The organism is Verrucosispora sp. SN26_14.1 (assembly GCF_004307965.1).
Lineage (GTDB): Bacteria > Actinomycetota > Actinomycetes > Mycobacteriales > Micromonosporaceae > Micromonospora.
The window spans coordinates 13,008-29,224 of the sequence record NZ_SISL01000030.1 but is presented as its reverse complement, the minus strand read 5'-3'; the positions used below and the strand labels follow the sequence as shown (position 1 = coordinate 29,224).

The window sequence follows — 16,217 nt, the reverse complement described above, 5'->3', positions numbered from 1 at the left end:
GCTTCGTGGCGACCAGGTCCGGCCCGGTCACCACGAAGCCCCGGTCGTCGCGGACCACCGTGCCGTCCAGCCAGCCGGTACGCGGTTCCGCGCCGATGAAGACGAACAGCCAGGAGGTGTCCACGTCCCGCTGCTCGCCGGTGCGGGTGTCGCGCAGCGTCAGTTGTTGCAGGTGCTCGTCTCCGGCGGCGGAGACCACCTCGGTGTGCGGGTGCACGGTCACCTGCTCGATGCGGCCGAGTTGCTCGATCAGGTACTGCGACATCGAGGCGGTCAGGTCGGCGCCCCGGATCAGCAGGTGCACCCGCTGCGCGTACCGGGAGAAGTAGACCGCCGCCTGCCCCGCCGAGTTGGCCCCGCCGACGATGTAGACGTCCGCGCCGACGCAGCTCGGCGCCTCGCTGGACGCCGACCCGTAGAACACCCCCCGGCCGGTGAACTCGTCCAGGCCGGGTGCCGCCAGCATCCGGTACGACACGCCGGTGGCCAGCACCACCGAGTGCGCGGCCAGGCTCTGACCGTCACTGAACCGCAGCACCCGCGCCGAGCCGGCCTCGTCCAGGCCGACCACCTCACGGGTGCTAAGCAGCTCCGCGCCGAACTTGAGCGCCTGCCGGCGGGCCCGGTCGGTGAGCTGCGCGCCGGAGACACCGTCGGGGAAGCCGAGGTAGTTCTCGATCCGGCTGCTCTGCCCGGCCTGTCCACCGGTGGCCAGCCGCTCCACCAGCACGGTCCGCAGCCCTTCGGAAGCGCCGTACACCGCCGCGCCCAGCCCGGCCGGACCGCCACCGACCACGATCAGGTCGTAGAAGTCCGCCGTCGGGGTGACGTTCAGACCGATCAGCCCGGCCAGCTCCGCCTCCGCCGGGGCCACCAGCGTCTTGCCGTCGCCGGTGACCACCAGCGGTACGTCGGCCTCGGTCACCCCCGCCGCCGCGAGCAGCCGCACCCCCTCGGGGTCGTCGACCAGCAGCCAGCGGTACGGCACCAGGTTGCGGGCGAGGAAGTCACGGATCGCGAAGGACTCGGCGGACCACCGGTGCCCGACCACGCGGATCTCGGTGGCCGCCGCGATCGGGCTCGCCGACCAGGCGTCCAGGAGCGAGTCGACCACCGGATAGAGCTTCTCCTCCGGCGGGTGCCAGGGCTTGAGCAGGTAGTGGTCGAGGTCGACCAGGTTGATCGCGTCGATCGCCGCACCGGTGTCCGCGTACGCGGTCAGCAGCACCCGACGGGCCGCCGGGAACAGGTCCATCGCCGCTTCCAGGAACTCGATCCCGGTCATCTCCGGCATCCGGTAGTCGGCCAGCAGCAGGGCCACCTGCTCACCGCGCAGTTTGATCTCCCGCAGCGCCTCCAGCGCCTCCGGGCCGGCGTTGGCGCGCACCACCCGGTACCGGTCGCCGTAGCGACGCCGCAGGTCCCGGGCGACGGCCCGGGAGACCGCCGGGTCGTCGTCGACGGAGAGAATCACCGGGTTCGCCATGGGCCAATGAAAGCACGGCGGTGTGCCACCTCGGTTGCCCCCGAAACGCCCGCTGTTGCACATGCCGTAGCGGCATGTGGTGGGGTCGGATCACCACACCACGCGAAAGGCGCTGCCTGCGATGTACCCCACACTCACACCTCCCCGGCAGGTCAAGATCGGTGATGCCGCCGCGTTCGCCGGGACCACCCCACGCGCCATCCGCCACTACCACGAGATCGGTCTGCTGCCGGAGCCCGAGCGCGGCGGGGACGGCCGCCGCCGCTACGGCTATGACGACATGACCCGCCTGCTGTGGATCCGCAAGATGGCTGATGCCGGTATCAGCCTGGACGACATACGGGCCGCCTTCGGCGGTGCCCGGGACGACGCCGGAGACGCTGCCCAGGACCACGCCCCTATCGAGTCGGTCCTGAGCAGGCTGGAGGAGACCTTGGCGGCGCAGGAGGCCGCCATCAAGCGTCGGCGCGCGGCTGTCCAGCGCCTACAGGCGGTGGGCAGCCCACTGGGGCTGCTCTCCGAACTGGTCACGGACCGGCTCAGCCACCTGCCCCCGGGCGCGTTGCGCCCCTCCGATCTCGACGCCCTGCTGATCACAGAACGGATCTTCGGGCCGCTGGGCGCCGCCATCCAGGCCGGCACGTTCATCGTGCTGGCCACCCACCCCGAGCTGCGGGCCGAGGAGGACCGTCTTGAGGCGGCCGAGGCCGCCCTCGACGACGGCGTCGACCCCGACGACCCGCGCGTCGAAGAGCTCGCCGCACAGCGATGCGCTCACCTGATGGCCCTGAATCAGGCCATCGAGGCAGCCGGTCTCGACGCGGCCGAGGAAAAGATCTTCGAGACCTACGAGGCCGACCTGAACGGGGATGAGGGCGCAGAGATGGGTGCCGCCACAGCGATCACCAAGATGCCGTACGACTTCTCTCCTGCCCGGATGCGCTGCGTGGAGCTAGCCGGACGGCTCTTCGGCGAGGCCCTTGCCGACGCCCACTCCGCAGACAACTGATCGCCTGCGCCGTGCACTGACATCCAGCCCGGCGGGTGGGCACCCGGCATCGTCGCAAGTGCCTGCACCAGGTGCCACCCGCATACGGCCGCAGCGTGACGGAATGCGGTCCGCTGCGCCTCTATCCCGTAGACGGTAGGCCGGACCGTCGGCACGCGGGACTTCCTTGCGCCGGGAGCGCTCTGCATTCCGGCTCGGTCGACGTCAGTCCTCGTCGATCGGGCTGGGGCGGTTCTCGGCGATCCAGGCCCGGACATCCTTGCCATCCCAGACGCGGCCCATCTTCAACGTCACGACCGGGTCAGGGAATCCCTTGCGACCCACGATGATCGTGGCGCGCTGCTTGCTGATCCCACCAAGCAGATCACGGATCTCATCCAACCCGAGCAGCTCCACAAACTGACGCTATGGCCTGCAGGAGTTGCACAATGGGAAAGAGGGTTAGACGCTTCCTTTGGGGGTTGTCTTTGTACACCCCCCCGTGATGCCATGGATTCATGACGCGATTCGTCTCGTTCAAGGAGTGTCTGGCCGGCGTTGCTCTGACCCTCACGCGAAGGCACAGACCGGCGTGGAACCACATCCTCAAACGAGTGACCTGTCGGTGCGGACGGGATCTCCCCTGCCGAGTGCGGCACCGGGTGCCGATCAACCAGGGCCACTGGCCCGGGGAAACGTCGTGACTAGCCACGGGCCGGTTTTGCCGATCTGGACCTGCGCGGGGTGTGGTGCCCCCTGGCCCTGCCGCACACGCCGCCAGGAGTTGCAGGCCGAGTACGCCAACGCACCGGCATCCCTGGCGCTCTACCTGGGCTCGTGCATGTTGGCGGCCAGTCGGGACATGGGGTGGGCTCCGGCCGGGCTGCTGCACCGAAGGTTCCTCGGGTGGCTGTCGTGACCACACCCCGCGCCGGTGAGCTGCTCCGGGTGGGACGTGAGGCCAGCGTGCAATTCCGACAGCCGATCCTGTTCCGCGTGATCCGGGTCCTGAACCGGACCACGTACGACGGGTGGATCTGGTTGGAGGGCTACCAGCTCAACGGCCGAGGAGATGCGGTCGACCGCCGGGCCATCTTCGTCCAACCGGCCGGACTGCGGACCGCACCGGCACCCGTGGCGGACCGGCGTTCGGGGCGGAAGAGGGTTTCCTCCAAGCCCTGCGGCGCGGCCTTCGTAGGGACAGCGGACCCGGGAACGCCGCCGTAGGCTTCCGCCATGCTGGCGTACCGCTCGATGGACATGGGGTGGGGTCGGCTGGCGTACCGCAGCATCGAGGGCGGGTCGGGCACGGAGGCCGCGCCGCCGATGGTGCTGGTGCACGGCGGCGGGGGCGATGGGACCACCTGGGACGCGCTGGCACCGACGTTCGCACGGCACCGCACCGTCCACGTGCCCGACCTGCGTGGCATGGGAAGCAGCGACCGGGTCGGACCGTATTCCCTCACGGTGCTGCGCGACGACCTGCTGGCACTGCTCGGCCGACTGGCCCTGGAACGGGTGGTCCTGGTCGGGCATTCGCTGGGTGCCGCCGTGGCACTGCTGGCCGCCGAGCGGGCACCGGAGCGGGTGACCGCCCTGGTGCTGGAGGAGTGCCCGCCGCCGGTGCCGCTCGGGATCATCGTTCCCACCGTTCTGCCGGAGAGCGCGCCGTACTACGACCGGGAGATCAGACCCTCGGTGCTGGCGGAGTTGAACGCTCCCGACCCGGCCCGCTGGTCGGCGTTGGCCAGCCTCTCGGTGCCCACGCTGATGCTGGCCGGTGGGCCGGGCAGCCACCTGCCGCAGGAGCCGATGGCCCGGATGGCCGAGAGCCTCCCCGCCGCGCGCCTGGTGACCGTCCCGACCGGCCACCACGTCCACGCGCAGGCACCCGATGTCTTCGTCGCCGCCGTCGAGTCCTTCCTCGCCGACCCGCCGACGGCCCGCGCCGAGCCGTCAGGCGCGTAGTCCTCGGAGCAGGATCTCGACGTACCGGTCCCGGTCGGCGTCGCCGCTCACCGTGACCGCGTGCTGGAGGCCGCAGAACAGCGCCCGGAGGTCGTCGGCGGTGATCTCCGGTCGGATCTCCCCGGCGTCGCGGGCACGGTGCAGAAGTCGGTCCACCGCTACGGTCAGCGCCCGGCCCAGTTCCCTGGTCTCCGGGCGGGCGGCGGCGGGTTCGGCCAGGACGGCGGCGAGCGCCGGGTCACCGAGCTGGTGGTCGAGGGCGGTCCGGAGCAGCCGGGCCATCTCGGCGGCGACGTCCGGCCCGGCGGCGGCCTGTTCGGCCGCGTCGACGAGCTGGGTGAACCGGTCGACGGCCAGCGCCTCCAGCAGGGCCTGCCGGCTGGGGAAGTGCCGATAGACGGTGCCGACGCCGACCCCGGCCGCCTTGGCGATCGTGTTCATCGGCAACTCCGCGTCACCTGCGGCCAGCCGCTCCCGGGCGGCGCGCAGCATCCGGGCGCGCACCCGGGCCGAGTCCGCGCGCAGGGGTTCGGCGTTCGTCGACGGCTCCGTGGACATCGCACGAGGATAATCCACCCGAGCAACAGCGGATAACTTATCCGTTCACGTGGTACGGTCGACACCCACGCAGCGGATAGATTATCCGTTGCGCTCGACCGGAGGTGCCCATGCCTGCCACCTGGACGTTCGACGACATCCCCGACCAGAGCGGCCGGACGGCGATCGTCACCGGCGCCAGCAGCGGACTCGGCCTGATCGCCGCCGGGCAGCTCGCCGCCCGGGGCGCGACCGTGATCATGGCCGTCCGCGACCCGGCCAAGGGCGAGCAGGCCCGCGCCGGCATGGCCGGCGATCTGGTCGTACGCCGGCTCGACCTCGCCGACCTCGACTCGGTGCGCGAGTTCGCCGCCGAGCTACGCGCCGAGGGCCGCCAGGTCGACCTGCTGCTCAACAACGCCGGGATCGCCAAGCAGGGCAACGAACGGTCCGCTCAGGGCTACGAGAGCGTGTTCGCCACCAACCACCTGGGTCACTTCGCCCTGACCGGCCTGCTGCTGGAGATCTTCCGGCCCGATCGGGACCCGAGGGTGGTCACCGTCGGCTCCGGCTTCTATCGACTGCTGCGCGGTGGACCCGACCTGGACGACCTGACCGACAGGGCGGGCATCGATCCGCCCGTGGCGTACATCCGGTCGAAGCAGGCCAACGCCCTCTTCGGCGTCGAACTCGACCGTCGACTGCGCCGCACCGGCAACCCGGTACGCAGCCTCCTCGCCCACCCCGGCATGGCCCGCACCCCGATGAACCGCAGGTACGACAGTGCCGGGGAATGGGCGGTGACCCGGATCGGTGGTCTGCTGCTCGCCCGTAGTTCCGAGAGCGGCACCCTCCCGCTCCTCTACGCCGCCACCGCCCCGACCGCCCAGACCGGCGTCTTCCACGGCCCGCCGCTGTTCCGGTGGGGCAACCGGGTGCACACTCGTCCGGTCGTGGCCCCCGCCGACGACCGGGCCCTGGCCGCACGGCTCTGGCAGGTCTCCGAGGAGGCGACCGGCGTGCGTTACCTCGACGCACCAAAGGTCGCCACTGCGCCGAACTGATCAGCCAGTCTTCTCCAGGGCGGCGCGGAACACCACCGTGACGCTGAACGTGGTGCCGTCGACCTGGTACGCGTAGCACCCCGGCCCGCCGACCGTGGTGGTGGCGGGCAGGTCGTTCTCCGGACGGACCAGCAGGGCGTGGTGCCCGTCGTCGCGCGGCTCCCCGAGGTAGGCGAACTCCGCACCGGCCGGGCCCGACCCGTCGATCCGGGCGGCCCGCACCAGCACCGGCCCGGCATAGCCGGAGCCGATCCACCGGACCTTCTTCGTGTACGTGCCGTCCTGTTTCCGGTCCATGGCCCGCAACTCCAGCACCCCGTCCCGGAAGTAGTCGGCGACCGGATAGAGCGGGCCGGGGCCGAGCACCCGACTCGCCTGGTCCGGGTGGGGCCAGGGCTGCGGCTCGGTGACCGGGCAGGCGTCCCCGGGTGCCACGGTGGGCAGCCGCAGCGGCGGGGCGACGAACTCGGTCGGCGTCGCTGCGGCAGCGGACTGCCCCGACGTAGCGCCCGACGGGTCCGGCGTCGACGTGCCGTCGCAGGCCACCACCGCCGAGAGGAGCGCGCCGACCAGTAACCAGCCGATTCTCACCACCGTCGCATTATCGACCGGCCACGATGGATACGCAGCCCCGCTCAGCCGAGGCGGGCGATCAGCCGCTCCCCTTCGGGCCAGGGGCCGAACCCCGCCGCACTGTCGAGGTGCCCGACCTCCCCCGCGTCGACCAGGTCCGCGCCCCAGTCCTCGGCGTACCCGGTGAACTGGGCGAAGGTGGTGTACGGGTCGGTCCGGCTGGCGACCAGGACCGACGGGAACGGCAGCGGGGTGCGGGGCACGATCCAGGGCAGATCCCCCGGCTCGTCCGGCTCGTACCCGTCGATGACCGGCGGGGTGACCAGCAGTGCGCCGACGACCGGTCCGGTGTGCGCGGCCGCCCACACGACGGTGCTGACGCACCCGGCGCTGTGCGCGACGAGCACGACGGGCTCGGTCGAGGCGTGCACGGCCTCGTGCAGCGCCGCCACCCGGTCCCGCAGGACGAGCGGCGGGCCGGGCGGCTCGGGTGCCCACCGGTAGTCCGGGTGTCGGCCGGCGAGCCAGTTCATCCAGTGCTCGGGTCGCGGCGTTCCTCGTCCCGGCACGAGCAGGTGGCGGGTCACGCGGCCGACGGTAACCCCGCGTACCCGCCGTGTCAGTCCAGTTTCGACGGCGTTGACGGTCGAGACCGTCGGGTCAGGCGGCGAGGGCCGAGACGGCCGCCGCCACGTAGAGGCACCCGCCGAGGCAGACCGCCGCACCGGCGATCGCCGGCATCCAGGCGGCCAGGCCGGCCATCAGCGCGCCCCGACCGGCCCGCCCGGCGATCAACGCCTGACCGCGGATGGTGAGTACGCCGACGCCGGTGAGGGTCAGCGCCATCCCGGCGCCGAACCCGAGCACGATCACCACTGCGCCCACGGAACGGCCGGTCAGTAGTCCGCTGACCAGGATCAGGAAGGCCGACGGCGAGGGCAGCAGCCCACCGGAGAGCCCGAGTGCGATCAGTCCCCGCCGCGACCACGGGTCGACCGGCTGTTCGTGGTGATGGTGGTGTTCCTCGCCGTGGTGGTGATGATGGTGGTGGTGCCCCCGCTTGGCGAGATGACGTCGGATCAGGTGCGCGCCGACACCGATCACCACGAGCCCGGCCAGCACCTGGAGTGCGGCGGTGAGGGTCCTGGTGCCGATCTCGGCGACGCCGCTCAACCCGGTCCAGAGCAGTGCCAGCACCAGGACGGAGAAGGTGTGCATCACCGCGACGATCACACCGAGCCGGAGCGCGTCCCGGTAGCGGCCGTGCGTACCGACCAGGTACGCGGCGGTGATGCTCTTGCCGTGCCCGGGTGCCACCGCGTGCGCGGCGCCGACACCGACCGCCACGACCAGGGCGACCCAGAACAGGGCCGCGTTGTCGAAGAGGGCGACCAGACGCTCGTCGAGCCCGTTGAGGTCGTTCATTGCGTACTCCGGTCACGTCGTCGGGTCAGGGCAACGAGCAGCACACCGAGCCCACCGGCGGCGACCACGCCGACGGCCAGCGCGGCGGCCGGGGCGGATCGGCCGCCCGAACGGGTGAAGTCGACCCGGTGGGTGCCGTCGGTGGCGGTGAACAGCGCCTCGGCCGGTGTCGCCGACTCGGCCCGCAGCACCGTGCGGTACGCCTGGTTGAGGTCGGTCAGCGCGGTCACCGTGATGTCGAGCGCGGTGACCGGGGCCGGACAGTCGAAGCGCAGCCGGGCTCCCTGCGCGAGCAGGGCGTCCAGCGGCTGGAGTTCCGCGCGGCACACCTGGCCCTGCTGGCTGACCGTGATCCGCTCGCGCAGGTAGTCCTGGACGGCGGTGGAGTCGCGGAGCTTCTGCTCGCCGGTCACCTGGGTGGCGACCGGGCCGGTGCTGGGGTCCTCGAACGCGCCGAGCGACTGGCCGAGCGCGACCCAGTCGTCCTCGGCGGGTTGCCAGGACAGGTCGACCCGGGAACCGTCCACGGCGACCTGGGCCGTCGTGGGCGGCCCGAAGGGATGGGCGGCGGCGGGCACGCCGCCGCCGGTGACGACGGCCAGGGTCGCCGTGCCGGCCAGCAGCGCACCCGTGATGCAGCGGTGATTCATGGAACGCTCCGGAACACGCCGGGCCGTGGGGTTCCGCCCGCGCGGCCCCCACGGCCGGCGGCGGTCATTCGAACAGGGACAGGGTCAGAGTCGAGGTGTACGCGCCGGCGGCGACGTCGGCCGGGGTGCGCAGGAACAGGTCGGCGTCGACCGAGTACGCGCCACCGGCGACCGCACCCGAGTCGAACGTGGAGACCAGCAGCTCCTGGTCGGTGAGGCCGACGTTGTTGCCGGGCTGCGTCGGCTCGTCCAGCACAGTGACGACCTCTTCACCCTCGCTGACCAGACCGGTGTCGCCGCCGTCGACCAGGCGCGGCTTCCAGCCCAGGTGCCCGGCGCCGATCGGCTCCTGACCGTCGGCTCCGGTGAAGTCGGTGGCACTACCGAGCACCGCCCACGCCGCACCCGAGGGCACCTCGTCGGCGGTCCGGGTGTCGGTCACCGTCACCGTCGGCAGACCGCCCACGAACTGCCGCACCAGCAACGTCGACCCGTCCTCGGTCAACGCCACCGAGTCACCCGCGATCGACATCGCCAGCACACCCGGCTCCACGATCTCCTCGATGTCGACCGTCACCGACACGTCGCCGCTGGTGCCGGGCTCGGCCAGCGCCGGTGACGCCAGCGCCACCGACCCGGCCAGCAGCGCACCGGCGGCGACCGCCGCGAGCAGCCGCTCACGATTCCATGTGTTCATCCGTTACTCCGTCGATCTTCGCTGGGGCGGAACTGATGGCTTCGCCGGACGGATTCGCCCGGCCGGGAGAGGGTGGCGGCGCCGGGGAGGACGCCGCCACCGAGGTCGACTAGTCGCAGCTCGCCGCGTCGAACGGCACCTCGACCCGCATCGTCACCGGGTCGCCGTCGACCGTTCCGGTGACCTTGACCGTGGCGGTACCGGCCGGCACGGACCTGGCCCGGCTGGTGAACGCCTGGCTGGCGGACTTGCCGGGAGCGACGTCGGAGACCTTCCGCGAGCCGTACGGCGTCACCAGCTCGACGTCCAGCGGACCGGCGTCGGCGTTGCGGGCGGTGACCGATACGTGCGCGGTGGTGCCGACGCAGTGGGCGCGGGCCTGGACGTCGACCTTCCAGCCGGTCACCGAGATGGCCGGGCTGGTGATCTTCTGGTTCTTGCTGGTCAGGAACACCTCGTACGCGCTGCCCGCGTTGGCGCTGGTCGGCACGGTCAGCGCATAGGTGACCCGACCCAGCTCGTCGGCGGTCACGGTGGCGACGCGGTCCTCGTCCCGGCCGGTGTCACCGGTGCTGCCGGCAGCGCGCAGGTGGACGGCGACCTTCTCGGCCGGGTCGTAGCCGTACGCGGAGACCGCGACCGTGCCCTTCACGTCGACCGTGGTCCTGTCGACCGTGACCTGCTGCCCGACCGTGTTCTGCGGCGTACGCAGCTCGTTGACGGTCCGCTCGCCCTGGTCGTTCTTGCGGATCAGGAACCCGTCGTGGTGCTGCCCGTTGGCGTAGCGCGACTCGTAGCGCAGCGTGCCCTGCTCGACGTCGATGAGCTGGTAGAGCTGGGTGTTCTGGCTGGTGCTGGTCACCTCGGCACCGTTGCCGGTCCAGTTCTGCCCGTTGTTGAGCTGGTACATCTTGCCGCCGGAGACGGACACCGCGTAGACCGTGCCGTCGTGGACGGCGGCGGAGCGACGGTTCGTGGCCACGTTGCCCCGGCCGTACGAGTGGTCGTGGCCCTGGAGCACCAGGTCGACGCCGTACTTCTCGAACAGCGGGCCCCACTGGTTGCGGACCTGGGCGTTGTTGCGGCTGCCGGTGGTCGAGTAGACGGGGTGGTGGAAGGTCACCACCGTCCACTTGTTCGGGTTGTCCTTGAGGACTCCCTCCAGCCAGGCGGTCTGCGCGGCCATCAGGGCGGCGTTGCTCTGGTGGTTGGAGTCCAGGGCGACGAAGCGCACGCCCTGGTAGTCGAGGGAGTAGACGGTCTGCTTGAGCTCCGGGTTACCCGGCCCGTTGTCCGGGTACGGGAACTGCGGCCGCCAGAACTGCGACAGCCCGCCGCTGTACTCGTGGTTACCCGGGACCGAGATGTTGTTGATCTGGCCGTCGATGAAGCCGCTGGCCTTGTACCACTGGCCCCACTGCTCCTCGCTGTTGGCGTGGTCGATGAGGTCACCGGCGTTGACGATCGCCTTGGCCTTCGGCCGGTCGGCGAACGCCTGCCGGAAGACGCGGGGCACGGCCGAGTCGATGTAGTTCTGGGCGTCGCCGTAGTAGATGAAGGAGAACGGCGCGAAGTCGGCGGCGGCGGTGGTGAAGTCGATCCACTCGCTCCAGTTGCTGCCGTCGCCGACGCGGTAGGTGTACCGGGTGTTCGGCGTGAGGCCGGTGAACTCGACGGTGTGGTAGGTCGAGGCGTACCCGAGCGAGGTGTTGACCGCCGTGCTGGCCAGCGCGGAGAGGCGGGTCACCGCGCCGGTGGGCGGTACGACGTCACCCAGGGCCCGTGGTGCTTCGAGGATCTCGGCGCGGGCCCACTCGGCCGGCGCTTCGGCCCGCCAGGTGACGCGCTGCGAGGTGGACGGTGTGGTGGTCGGGGTCAGGATGATGCGGTCCGGTACGGGGGAGGGCTTATGGATCTCAGCGGCGGGATGCTTGGGCGGCGGGGCGTCGCCGAAGGCGGAGGGGCTGATCGCCACACCACCGGCGATCAGGGCCGCGGCACCGATCGCCACGATCTTGGTCCGGCGCGCTCCGCTGCGCCAGGGAGCCTTCTGGTCGGTCACGACTCTGGTCACCCTTCAATGAGGAGGCGGACGGCGGCGCCGGTCGTCCGTCACCTGCCGGCGCGCCGTGGCCATTCGCGCAGTCGTGCCCGACCGGGCGGCAACAAGATCCTTTCGAGCGGGTGAACAGTGGCCGCGAGGCCGCCGTGACCAGCAACTGTTGGCCCGCCGGCCATCCGCCCGACACCGATGTTCCGCCTGCGTTCAGCGTCCCCTTCGTACGCTCGGCCGCGTTATGACCGATCAGCACAGTGCCCCGCCCCACCCCGACCGGACCGGCCGTCGCCTGCGTACCGTCGCTGCCCTGCTCTGCACGGCGGTCCTGCTCGGCGCGCTGGTCGGCAGTTCCGCCCCGGCCGCCGTCGTGGTCAAGGACGAACACTTCATCAGTGCGCAGACCCCGGGAGTACTCGACATCGAGGGTGGCGAGTGCTTCGACGACCCGGTGCACCTGCCGGAGGCCGGCGAGGTGGTCGTCCGCTACCGGCCGTGCGCGTCGACGGCGGACAACCAGACGTACGGGTTCGTGCACGCCGACGACGACGCGGACTGGGCACCGACCGCGTTGGGTGAGTTCGCCTGGCGCGCCTGCCGGGACCTGTTCACCCGCACCTGGCCCGACGGGCAGGATCGGGACCTGCGCTTCTATCCGGTCCTGCCGACCGAGGAGACCTGGGCCGGCGGCGACCGGGACGTGATGTGCGTGGCCTACCGGCCCGGCGGCAGGCTGCCCGGCTCGTTGCTGCCCAGGTGGTGAGCGGAGACCGAGTCGAGCACCGCGTCCAGCGGGCGTGGCATCCGGTCCAGGTCGAGCGCCTGCACCATGAGCCGGGCGTACGCCTCCTTGCGGCCGGACCGGGTGCCGACGAACCGGTGCAGTTGGGCGGTCAACTCCCGTCCCTGCTGCGCGGGCTGTCGCTGGAACAGCCGGAAGGATCGCAGGTCCCCGACGGCGTCCAGGAACTCCTGCACCCCGTCGGTGCCGACGGCCCGGATCAACTCGTCCTCCAGGTCCCGTACGCAGACGTGGAACCCGAGTTCGGCGATCCGGGCGGTGGAGGCGGCGGTGGCGATGCCGGCCCGGTCGAGCCCGCGCTGGACGAAGCCCTCCTCGGCGACGTCGTAGAGGCCGGCCAGCCGTAGTCCGCGTCCCTGCGGGCCGAGCAGGACCAGGTGATGCCCGATGTTGGTGATCCCGCCCATCGGCAGCACCCGTACGCCCTCGGCGGCCAGGTCCCGACCGCGACGGAGGGCGAGCGCCTGCACGGCCGCCTGGTCGCTGGCGCCCTCGACCAGCAGCACGGCGCGGGCGTCACCCAGGGTGTCGATCGGGATCTTCACCCGCACCTCCTGACCCTCGGCACCATCATGCCGACCTGCGCCCGGAGGGCCCAGCGAGTTACCGCGCGGGGCCGGGGGTCAGGAGGCGAGTCGCCCGGTGGCCGGAGACGGCTCGGCGAGCCGGGTCGCCAGGTCGTCCAGGGAGAGCCCGAGCACCCTGGCCAGGGCGGCGACGGTGAAGTAGGCGGGCGAGGCGATCGCCCCGCGCTCGATCTTGCGCAGCGTGTCCAGCGAGATGCCGGCCTGGAGGGCGACGGCGGCGGCGCTCCGGCCGCCACGTGCCTGCTGGAGCAGGCGTCCCAGCGCCAGGCCACGGGCCCGCTCGTCCTCGGTCATCGGGGTACGCACCATGTGGCTATAGTAATCCTGGTATTAAAATACCAGGGCCGGGAGCACACCGCCCCGCCCGCACGAACGACGAAGAGGTAGAGATGGTCGAGTTGAAGACCCCGGGCGAGATCGCCGTGATGCGCGAGGCCGGACGGGTGGTGGCGACGGCGCTGGCCGCGACCCAGGCGGCGGCCACGGTCGGGACGTCGCTGCGGGAGTTGGACGAGATAGCCGCCACGGTGATCAGAGAGGCCGGGGCGAAGCCCTCGTTCCTGCACTACCACCCCCGGTCGGCCCCCGGCCCCTACCCGGCGGTCGTCTGCACCTCGGTCAACGACGCGGTGGTGCACGGCATCCCCACGTCGTACCGGCTCGCCGAGGGGGACGTGCTGAGCGTCGACTGCGGCGCGTACATCGACGGGCTGCACGGCGACTCGGCGGTGACCTTCATCGTCGGCACCGCCGACCCGGACGACCAGAGGCTCGTCGACGAGACCCGCCGCGCCCTGCACGCCGGCATCGCCGCCGCCACGCCCGGCGCCCGGATGGGCGACATCGCCCACGCCATCGGCACCGTCGGGCGGTCGTGCGGATTCGGCCTGATGGAGAACCACGGCGGCCACGGGATCGGTCGCGCCATGCACGAGGACCCGTTCGTGCCCAACGAGGGCAAGCCCGGCCGGGGCCTGCGGCTTCGGCCGGGACTGGTCCTCGCGCTCGAACCGATGTTCATCGCCGGTGGTAACGACAAGTACCGGGTGGACCGGGACGGCTGGACGCTCCGGTCCGCCGACGGCAGCCGGGCCGCACACTGGGAGCACACCATCGCGGTCACCGACGACGGGCCGGTGATCCTCACCGCCCTCTGAGAGCGGCATCCGCACGCGACGTCAGGCGCTCGCCGCCTCCCCGGCGGCGAGGAACCTGACCCGGTCGGCCTCGGTGTCGATGTCACCGCCGTCGGCCACGTCGCCGACGGGTACGACCCGGATCTGCTCGACTCGTTCGCGCAGGTAGGGACGGGCACCCACGTCACCGACGGCCGAGGCGGCGACGCCCACCCAGTGTGCCCGGCCGAGCAGGACCGGATGACCGCGCCCGGTCTGGTAGCCCGCCATCGCGAGCACCTGCGGGGCGGCGAGACCGACGAGCCGGCGTACCGCCTCGGGGGTGATGCCCGGCATGTCGACCAGGAGCACCAGCGCGGCCACCGCCGGGGTAGGCATCACCGCGGCGAGACCGGTACGCAGGGACGACCCCATCCCGCCGGCCCAGTCCGGATTGACGACCACCGCCGCCCCGGTCAGATCGGCCCGAGCACCCACCGACTCCGCGTCGGCACCGAGCACCACGCTCACCGAGTCGCACCCGTCGGCACGCAGGGTGGCCACCGCACGCTCCACCAGCAGCCGGCCGTGCACCTCCACCAGCGCCTTCGGTCGCCCGTAGCGTCGGCCCGCGCCCGCCGCGAGCACCAGCCCGGCGACCGGGGCACCCGGCCCGGGATGCGTCACGTCCACCCGCCGACGTTAACACCGGTCGGACGTGTTTCCAGCGCCGCCATTGCGCGGCGGACCGATTTCGAATAGCTCCGGGGCAGCCGCCGCAGTACGCGCGGACCACCACGAACCTCAAAGTTTCCTCAAAACGCAGGTCGACACCGATGCACATTAACCAACGCCTTTAGTTTTGCCTCATCCGATCGGCAGGGCCCCTTCGCCGAACGCCTGCCAGCAGGCGATACGTGGCCCGCGATGACTGGAAAATGAGGTGAAAGCCGCCCGGAGAACGCCCGGATCGACGCACCGCGCAGCCGAATTCATACAGATGTAGGAGGTCTGATGCATCGTCGCCTTTTGGTGTCGACAACTGTCGCAACAATGTGTGCCGTAACCCTGTTCGCGCCGTCTTCGTCGGCGGAGAACGTGAACGCCAACTGCGGCAATCTCCCCGGTAATCGATCCGACTCCGGTTGGACCGACTACGAGCAGCTCGGCAAGCGCCTCGACCAGATCGAGGCGACCAGCAACGGCCGGGTCGCCGTCGACGTCATCGGCACGTCCCACCGGGGCCGGGACATCTACACCGCGCGGGTCGGCACCGGTGACCGCGTACTCCTGATCACGAGCGAGATCCACGGCAACGAGAAGACCGGCACCGAGGCCCTGCTCCAGATGCTCAAGACCCTCGGGTCCAGTGGGAGCCCGCAGGCCAAGATGATCCGGGACAACCTGACGATCGTCGCCGTTCCGAAGTTCAACCCCGACGGTGCGGAGCTGAACCGTCGGCAGAACGACTTCCCGTGGACCGAGGTGGTCGAGAAGTTCCCGCAGCTTGCCGGCACGAACGCGCCGTACTACTACAGCAACGGCGCGCGGGGCTTCGACGTCAACCGGGACTTCAGCGCGGACCTGACGGCCGAGCCCTCGCCCGCGACGCGGCCCTCCAACGAGACGCTGCCCGGCATGTACCTGACCAACGAGTCCCGTGCCCTGCGTGACCTCTACGTCAACCTGCGCGACGAGTTCGGCAAGGTCCACGCCTACGTCGACCTGCACCACATGGGCCCGTGCAACGAGAACATCGGGACCGACCAGTACGTCACGGTGGCGCTGGACTTCCCGCCGCTCGGTTCGGAGGTCGACGGCAACCCGAGGTACGCCGACTGGCCGCTGCTCGACCAGGACGCCTCCCGTCGGCACACGCTGGCCGCCGCCCTCGGCATGATGCAGCACGCGGGCAACGGCTCCGGTACGGGCTCGCCGTTCTTCGGTGGGGTCAGCCAGTACGTCCACTACCAGGTGTCGGACGGCTACAGCTTCGACCGCGACTACGCCGGGCAGGCCCGGTCGGCGTTCGCCCTCAACGGCAGCGCGAGCGTCCTGTTCGAGGTGCGCGGCCAGTCCCACGCCTGGGGCCAGAAGCAGAAGGGTCAGCTGACCAAAGCCGTCGAGGCCGGCATCGTCGGCATCGCCGAGCGGATGGCGGACCGGTCGGTCGACAGCCTGAACGGCGACGACTTCTACGAGCTGCCGAAGTACTGGTAGGCATCACCACAGATCGGTGACCGAGCGCATCCGGTCACCGAGCGGGCCC

Annotated in this window: 19 protein-coding genes; 7 read left to right on the top strand and 12 right to left on the bottom strand. The window is 71.2% G+C overall.

Annotation, left to right across the window (positions count from 1 at the left end):
• Nucleotides 1-1,486 (bottom strand): FAD-dependent oxidoreductase (locus tag EYA84_RS05630; RefSeq protein ID WP_131051936.1); only part of this gene is annotated, 1,486 nt, incomplete at its 3' end.
• 79 nt (nucleotides 1,487-1,565) lie between these two features.
• On the opposite strand from EYA84_RS05630, the gene EYA84_RS05625 reads away from it, so the two are divergent.
• A complete protein-coding gene (locus EYA84_RS05625; RefSeq protein ID WP_236145611.1) occupies nucleotides 1,566-2,495 on the top strand; it encodes a MerR family transcriptional regulator in 930 nt (309 codons plus the stop codon).
• A 204-nt stretch (nucleotides 2,496-2,699) separates the two neighbouring features.
• Here the strand turns inward: EYA84_RS05625 and EYA84_RS05620 are convergent, their stop codons facing one another.
• Nucleotides 2,700-2,891, bottom strand: coding sequence for a hypothetical protein (locus tag EYA84_RS05620; protein ID WP_131051935.1), 192 nt, complete (start codon nucleotides 2,889-2,891; stop codon nucleotides 2,700-2,702).
• Between the two features lie 498 nt (nucleotides 2,892-3,389).
• Here EYA84_RS05620 and EYA84_RS05605 point away from each other — a divergent pair, with 498 nt between their 5' ends.
• Together EYA84_RS05605 and EYA84_RS05600 are read left to right on the top strand one after the other, a co-directional pair.
• Nucleotides 3,390-3,701, top strand: a complete 312-nt coding sequence (locus EYA84_RS05605) for a hypothetical protein (protein ID WP_236145612.1) — start codon at nucleotides 3,390-3,392, stop codon at nucleotides 3,699-3,701.
• 9 nt (nucleotides 3,702-3,710) lie between these two features.
• A complete protein-coding gene (locus EYA84_RS05600) occupies nucleotides 3,711-4,442 on the top strand; it encodes an alpha/beta fold hydrolase (protein ID WP_131051932.1) in 732 nt (243 codons plus the stop codon).
• On the opposite strand, the gene EYA84_RS05595 is transcribed toward EYA84_RS05600, so the two are convergent.
• The gene (locus tag EYA84_RS05595) at nucleotides 4,431-5,000 is read right to left on the bottom strand and encodes a TetR/AcrR family transcriptional regulator (protein ID WP_131051931.1); all 570 of its coding nucleotides are present in this window, start codon (nucleotides 4,998-5,000) and stop codon (nucleotides 4,431-4,433) included. The two genes, EYA84_RS05600 and EYA84_RS05595, sit on opposite strands and share 12 nt — an antisense overlap.
• A 110-nt stretch (nucleotides 5,001-5,110) precedes the next feature.
• On the opposite strand from EYA84_RS05595, the gene EYA84_RS05590 reads away from it, so the two are divergent.
• Nucleotides 5,111-6,043 carry an SDR family NAD(P)-dependent oxidoreductase gene (locus tag EYA84_RS05590; RefSeq protein WP_131051930.1) on the top strand — a complete coding sequence of 311 codons (933 nt, stop codon included), beginning with the start codon at nucleotides 5,111-5,113 and terminating at the stop codon, nucleotides 6,041-6,043.
• Here EYA84_RS05590 and EYA84_RS05585 read toward each other — a convergent pair whose 3' ends face one another.
• The 6 genes from EYA84_RS05585 to EYA84_RS05560 all read right to left on the bottom strand — a co-directional run bounded on the left by EYA84_RS05585 (nucleotide 6,044) and on the right by EYA84_RS05560 (nucleotide 11,462).
• A complete protein-coding gene (locus EYA84_RS05585) occupies nucleotides 6,044-6,637 on the bottom strand; it encodes a hypothetical protein (RefSeq protein WP_131051929.1) in 594 nt (197 codons plus the stop codon).
• Nucleotides 6,638-6,678: 41 nt separating this feature from the next.
• Nucleotides 6,679-7,203, bottom strand: a complete 525-nt coding sequence (locus EYA84_RS05580) for an alpha/beta hydrolase (RefSeq protein ID WP_201272303.1) — start codon at nucleotides 7,201-7,203, stop codon at nucleotides 6,679-6,681.
• Nucleotides 7,204-7,276: 73 nt separating this feature from the next.
• On the bottom strand, nucleotides 7,277-8,041 hold the full coding sequence (locus EYA84_RS05575; RefSeq protein WP_131051928.1) for a sulfite exporter TauE/SafE family protein: 765 nt from the start codon (nucleotides 8,039-8,041) through the stop codon (nucleotides 7,277-7,279).
• Nucleotides 8,038-8,691 (bottom strand): hypothetical protein, encoded by a 654-nt coding sequence (locus EYA84_RS05570; protein WP_131051927.1) that lies wholly within the window; start codon nucleotides 8,689-8,691, stop codon nucleotides 8,038-8,040. Before EYA84_RS05570 ends, EYA84_RS05575 begins: the two co-directional genes overlap by 4 nt.
• A 64-nt stretch (nucleotides 8,692-8,755) precedes the next feature.
• Nucleotides 8,756-9,388, bottom strand: coding sequence for a hypothetical protein (locus tag EYA84_RS05565; protein ID WP_131051926.1), 633 nt, complete (start codon nucleotides 9,386-9,388; stop codon nucleotides 8,756-8,758).
• A 109-nt stretch (nucleotides 9,389-9,497) separates the two neighbouring features.
• Nucleotides 9,498-11,462 carry a metallophosphoesterase family protein gene (locus EYA84_RS05560; protein ID WP_236145610.1) on the bottom strand — a complete coding sequence of 655 codons (1,965 nt, stop codon included), beginning with the start codon at nucleotides 11,460-11,462 and terminating at the stop codon, nucleotides 9,498-9,500.
• 223 nt (nucleotides 11,463-11,685) lie between these two features.
• Here EYA84_RS05560 and EYA84_RS05555 point away from each other — a divergent pair, with 223 nt between their 5' ends.
• A complete protein-coding gene (locus EYA84_RS05555; protein ID WP_131051925.1) occupies nucleotides 11,686-12,207 on the top strand; it encodes a hypothetical protein in 522 nt (173 codons plus the stop codon).
• Here the strand turns inward: EYA84_RS05555 and EYA84_RS05550 are convergent.
• Both EYA84_RS05550 and EYA84_RS05545 read right to left on the bottom strand, forming a co-directional pair.
• A complete protein-coding gene (locus EYA84_RS05550) occupies nucleotides 12,159-12,791 on the bottom strand; it encodes a TOPRIM nucleotidyl transferase/hydrolase domain-containing protein (RefSeq protein WP_236145609.1) in 633 nt (210 codons plus the stop codon). The two genes, EYA84_RS05555 and EYA84_RS05550, sit on opposite strands and share 49 nt — an antisense overlap.
• Nucleotides 12,792-12,869: 78 nt before the next feature.
• The gene (locus EYA84_RS05545) at nucleotides 12,870-13,142 is read right to left on the bottom strand and encodes a helix-turn-helix domain-containing protein (RefSeq protein ID WP_131051923.1); all 273 of its coding nucleotides are present in this window, start codon (nucleotides 13,140-13,142) and stop codon (nucleotides 12,870-12,872) included.
• 80 nt (nucleotides 13,143-13,222) lie between these two features.
• On the opposite strand from EYA84_RS05545, the gene map reads away from it, so the two are divergent.
• A complete protein-coding gene (map, locus tag EYA84_RS05540) occupies nucleotides 13,223-13,990 on the top strand; it encodes a type I methionyl aminopeptidase (protein WP_131051922.1) in 768 nt (255 codons plus the stop codon).
• 21 nt (nucleotides 13,991-14,011) lie between these two features.
• Here map and EYA84_RS05535 read toward each other — a convergent pair whose 3' ends face one another.
• The gene (locus EYA84_RS05535) at nucleotides 14,012-14,641 is read right to left on the bottom strand and encodes an NTP transferase domain-containing protein (protein ID WP_236145608.1); all 630 of its coding nucleotides are present in this window, start codon (nucleotides 14,639-14,641) and stop codon (nucleotides 14,012-14,014) included.
• A 360-nt stretch (nucleotides 14,642-15,001) separates the two neighbouring features.
• Here EYA84_RS05535 and EYA84_RS05530 point away from each other — a divergent pair, with 360 nt between their 5' ends.
• Nucleotides 15,002-16,168, top strand: a complete 1,167-nt coding sequence (locus tag EYA84_RS05530; RefSeq protein WP_236145607.1) for a M14 family zinc carboxypeptidase — start codon at nucleotides 15,002-15,004, stop codon at nucleotides 16,166-16,168.
• Nucleotides 16,169-16,217: the final 49 nt, after the last annotated feature.

Excerpts from the sequence above, each read along its gene's own strand:
- EYA84_RS05600 (WP_131051932.1), top strand. The coding sequence starts at position 3,711 with ATGCTGGCGTACCGCTCGATGGACATGGGGTGGGGTCGGCTGGCGTAC.
- EYA84_RS05545 (WP_131051923.1), bottom strand. The coding sequence starts at position 13,142 with ATGGTGCGTACCCCGATGACCGAGGACGAGCGGGCCCGTGGCCTGGCG.
- EYA84_RS05590 (WP_131051930.1), top strand. The coding sequence starts at position 5,111 with ATGCCTGCCACCTGGACGTTCGACGACATCCCCGACCAGAGCGGCCGG.
- EYA84_RS05555 (WP_131051925.1), top strand. The coding sequence starts at position 11,686 with ATGACCGATCAGCACAGTGCCCCGCCCCACCCCGACCGGACCGGCCGT.
- map (WP_131051922.1), top strand. The coding sequence starts at position 13,223 with ATGGTCGAGTTGAAGACCCCGGGCGAGATCGCCGTGATGCGCGAGGCC.
- EYA84_RS05530 (WP_236145607.1), top strand. The coding sequence starts at position 15,002 with ATGTGTGCCGTAACCCTGTTCGCGCCGTCTTCGTCGGCGGAGAACGTG.
- EYA84_RS05595 (WP_131051931.1), bottom strand. The coding sequence starts at position 5,000 with ATGTCCACGGAGCCGTCGACGAACGCCGAACCCCTGCGCGCGGACTCG.
- EYA84_RS05565 (WP_131051926.1), bottom strand. The coding sequence starts at position 9,388 with ATGAACACATGGAATCGTGAGCGGCTGCTCGCGGCGGTCGCCGCCGGT.
- EYA84_RS05570 (WP_131051927.1), bottom strand. The coding sequence starts at position 8,691 with ATGAATCACCGCTGCATCACGGGTGCGCTGCTGGCCGGCACGGCGACC.
- EYA84_RS05575 (WP_131051928.1), bottom strand. The coding sequence starts at position 8,041 with ATGAACGACCTCAACGGGCTCGACGAGCGTCTGGTCGCCCTCTTCGAC.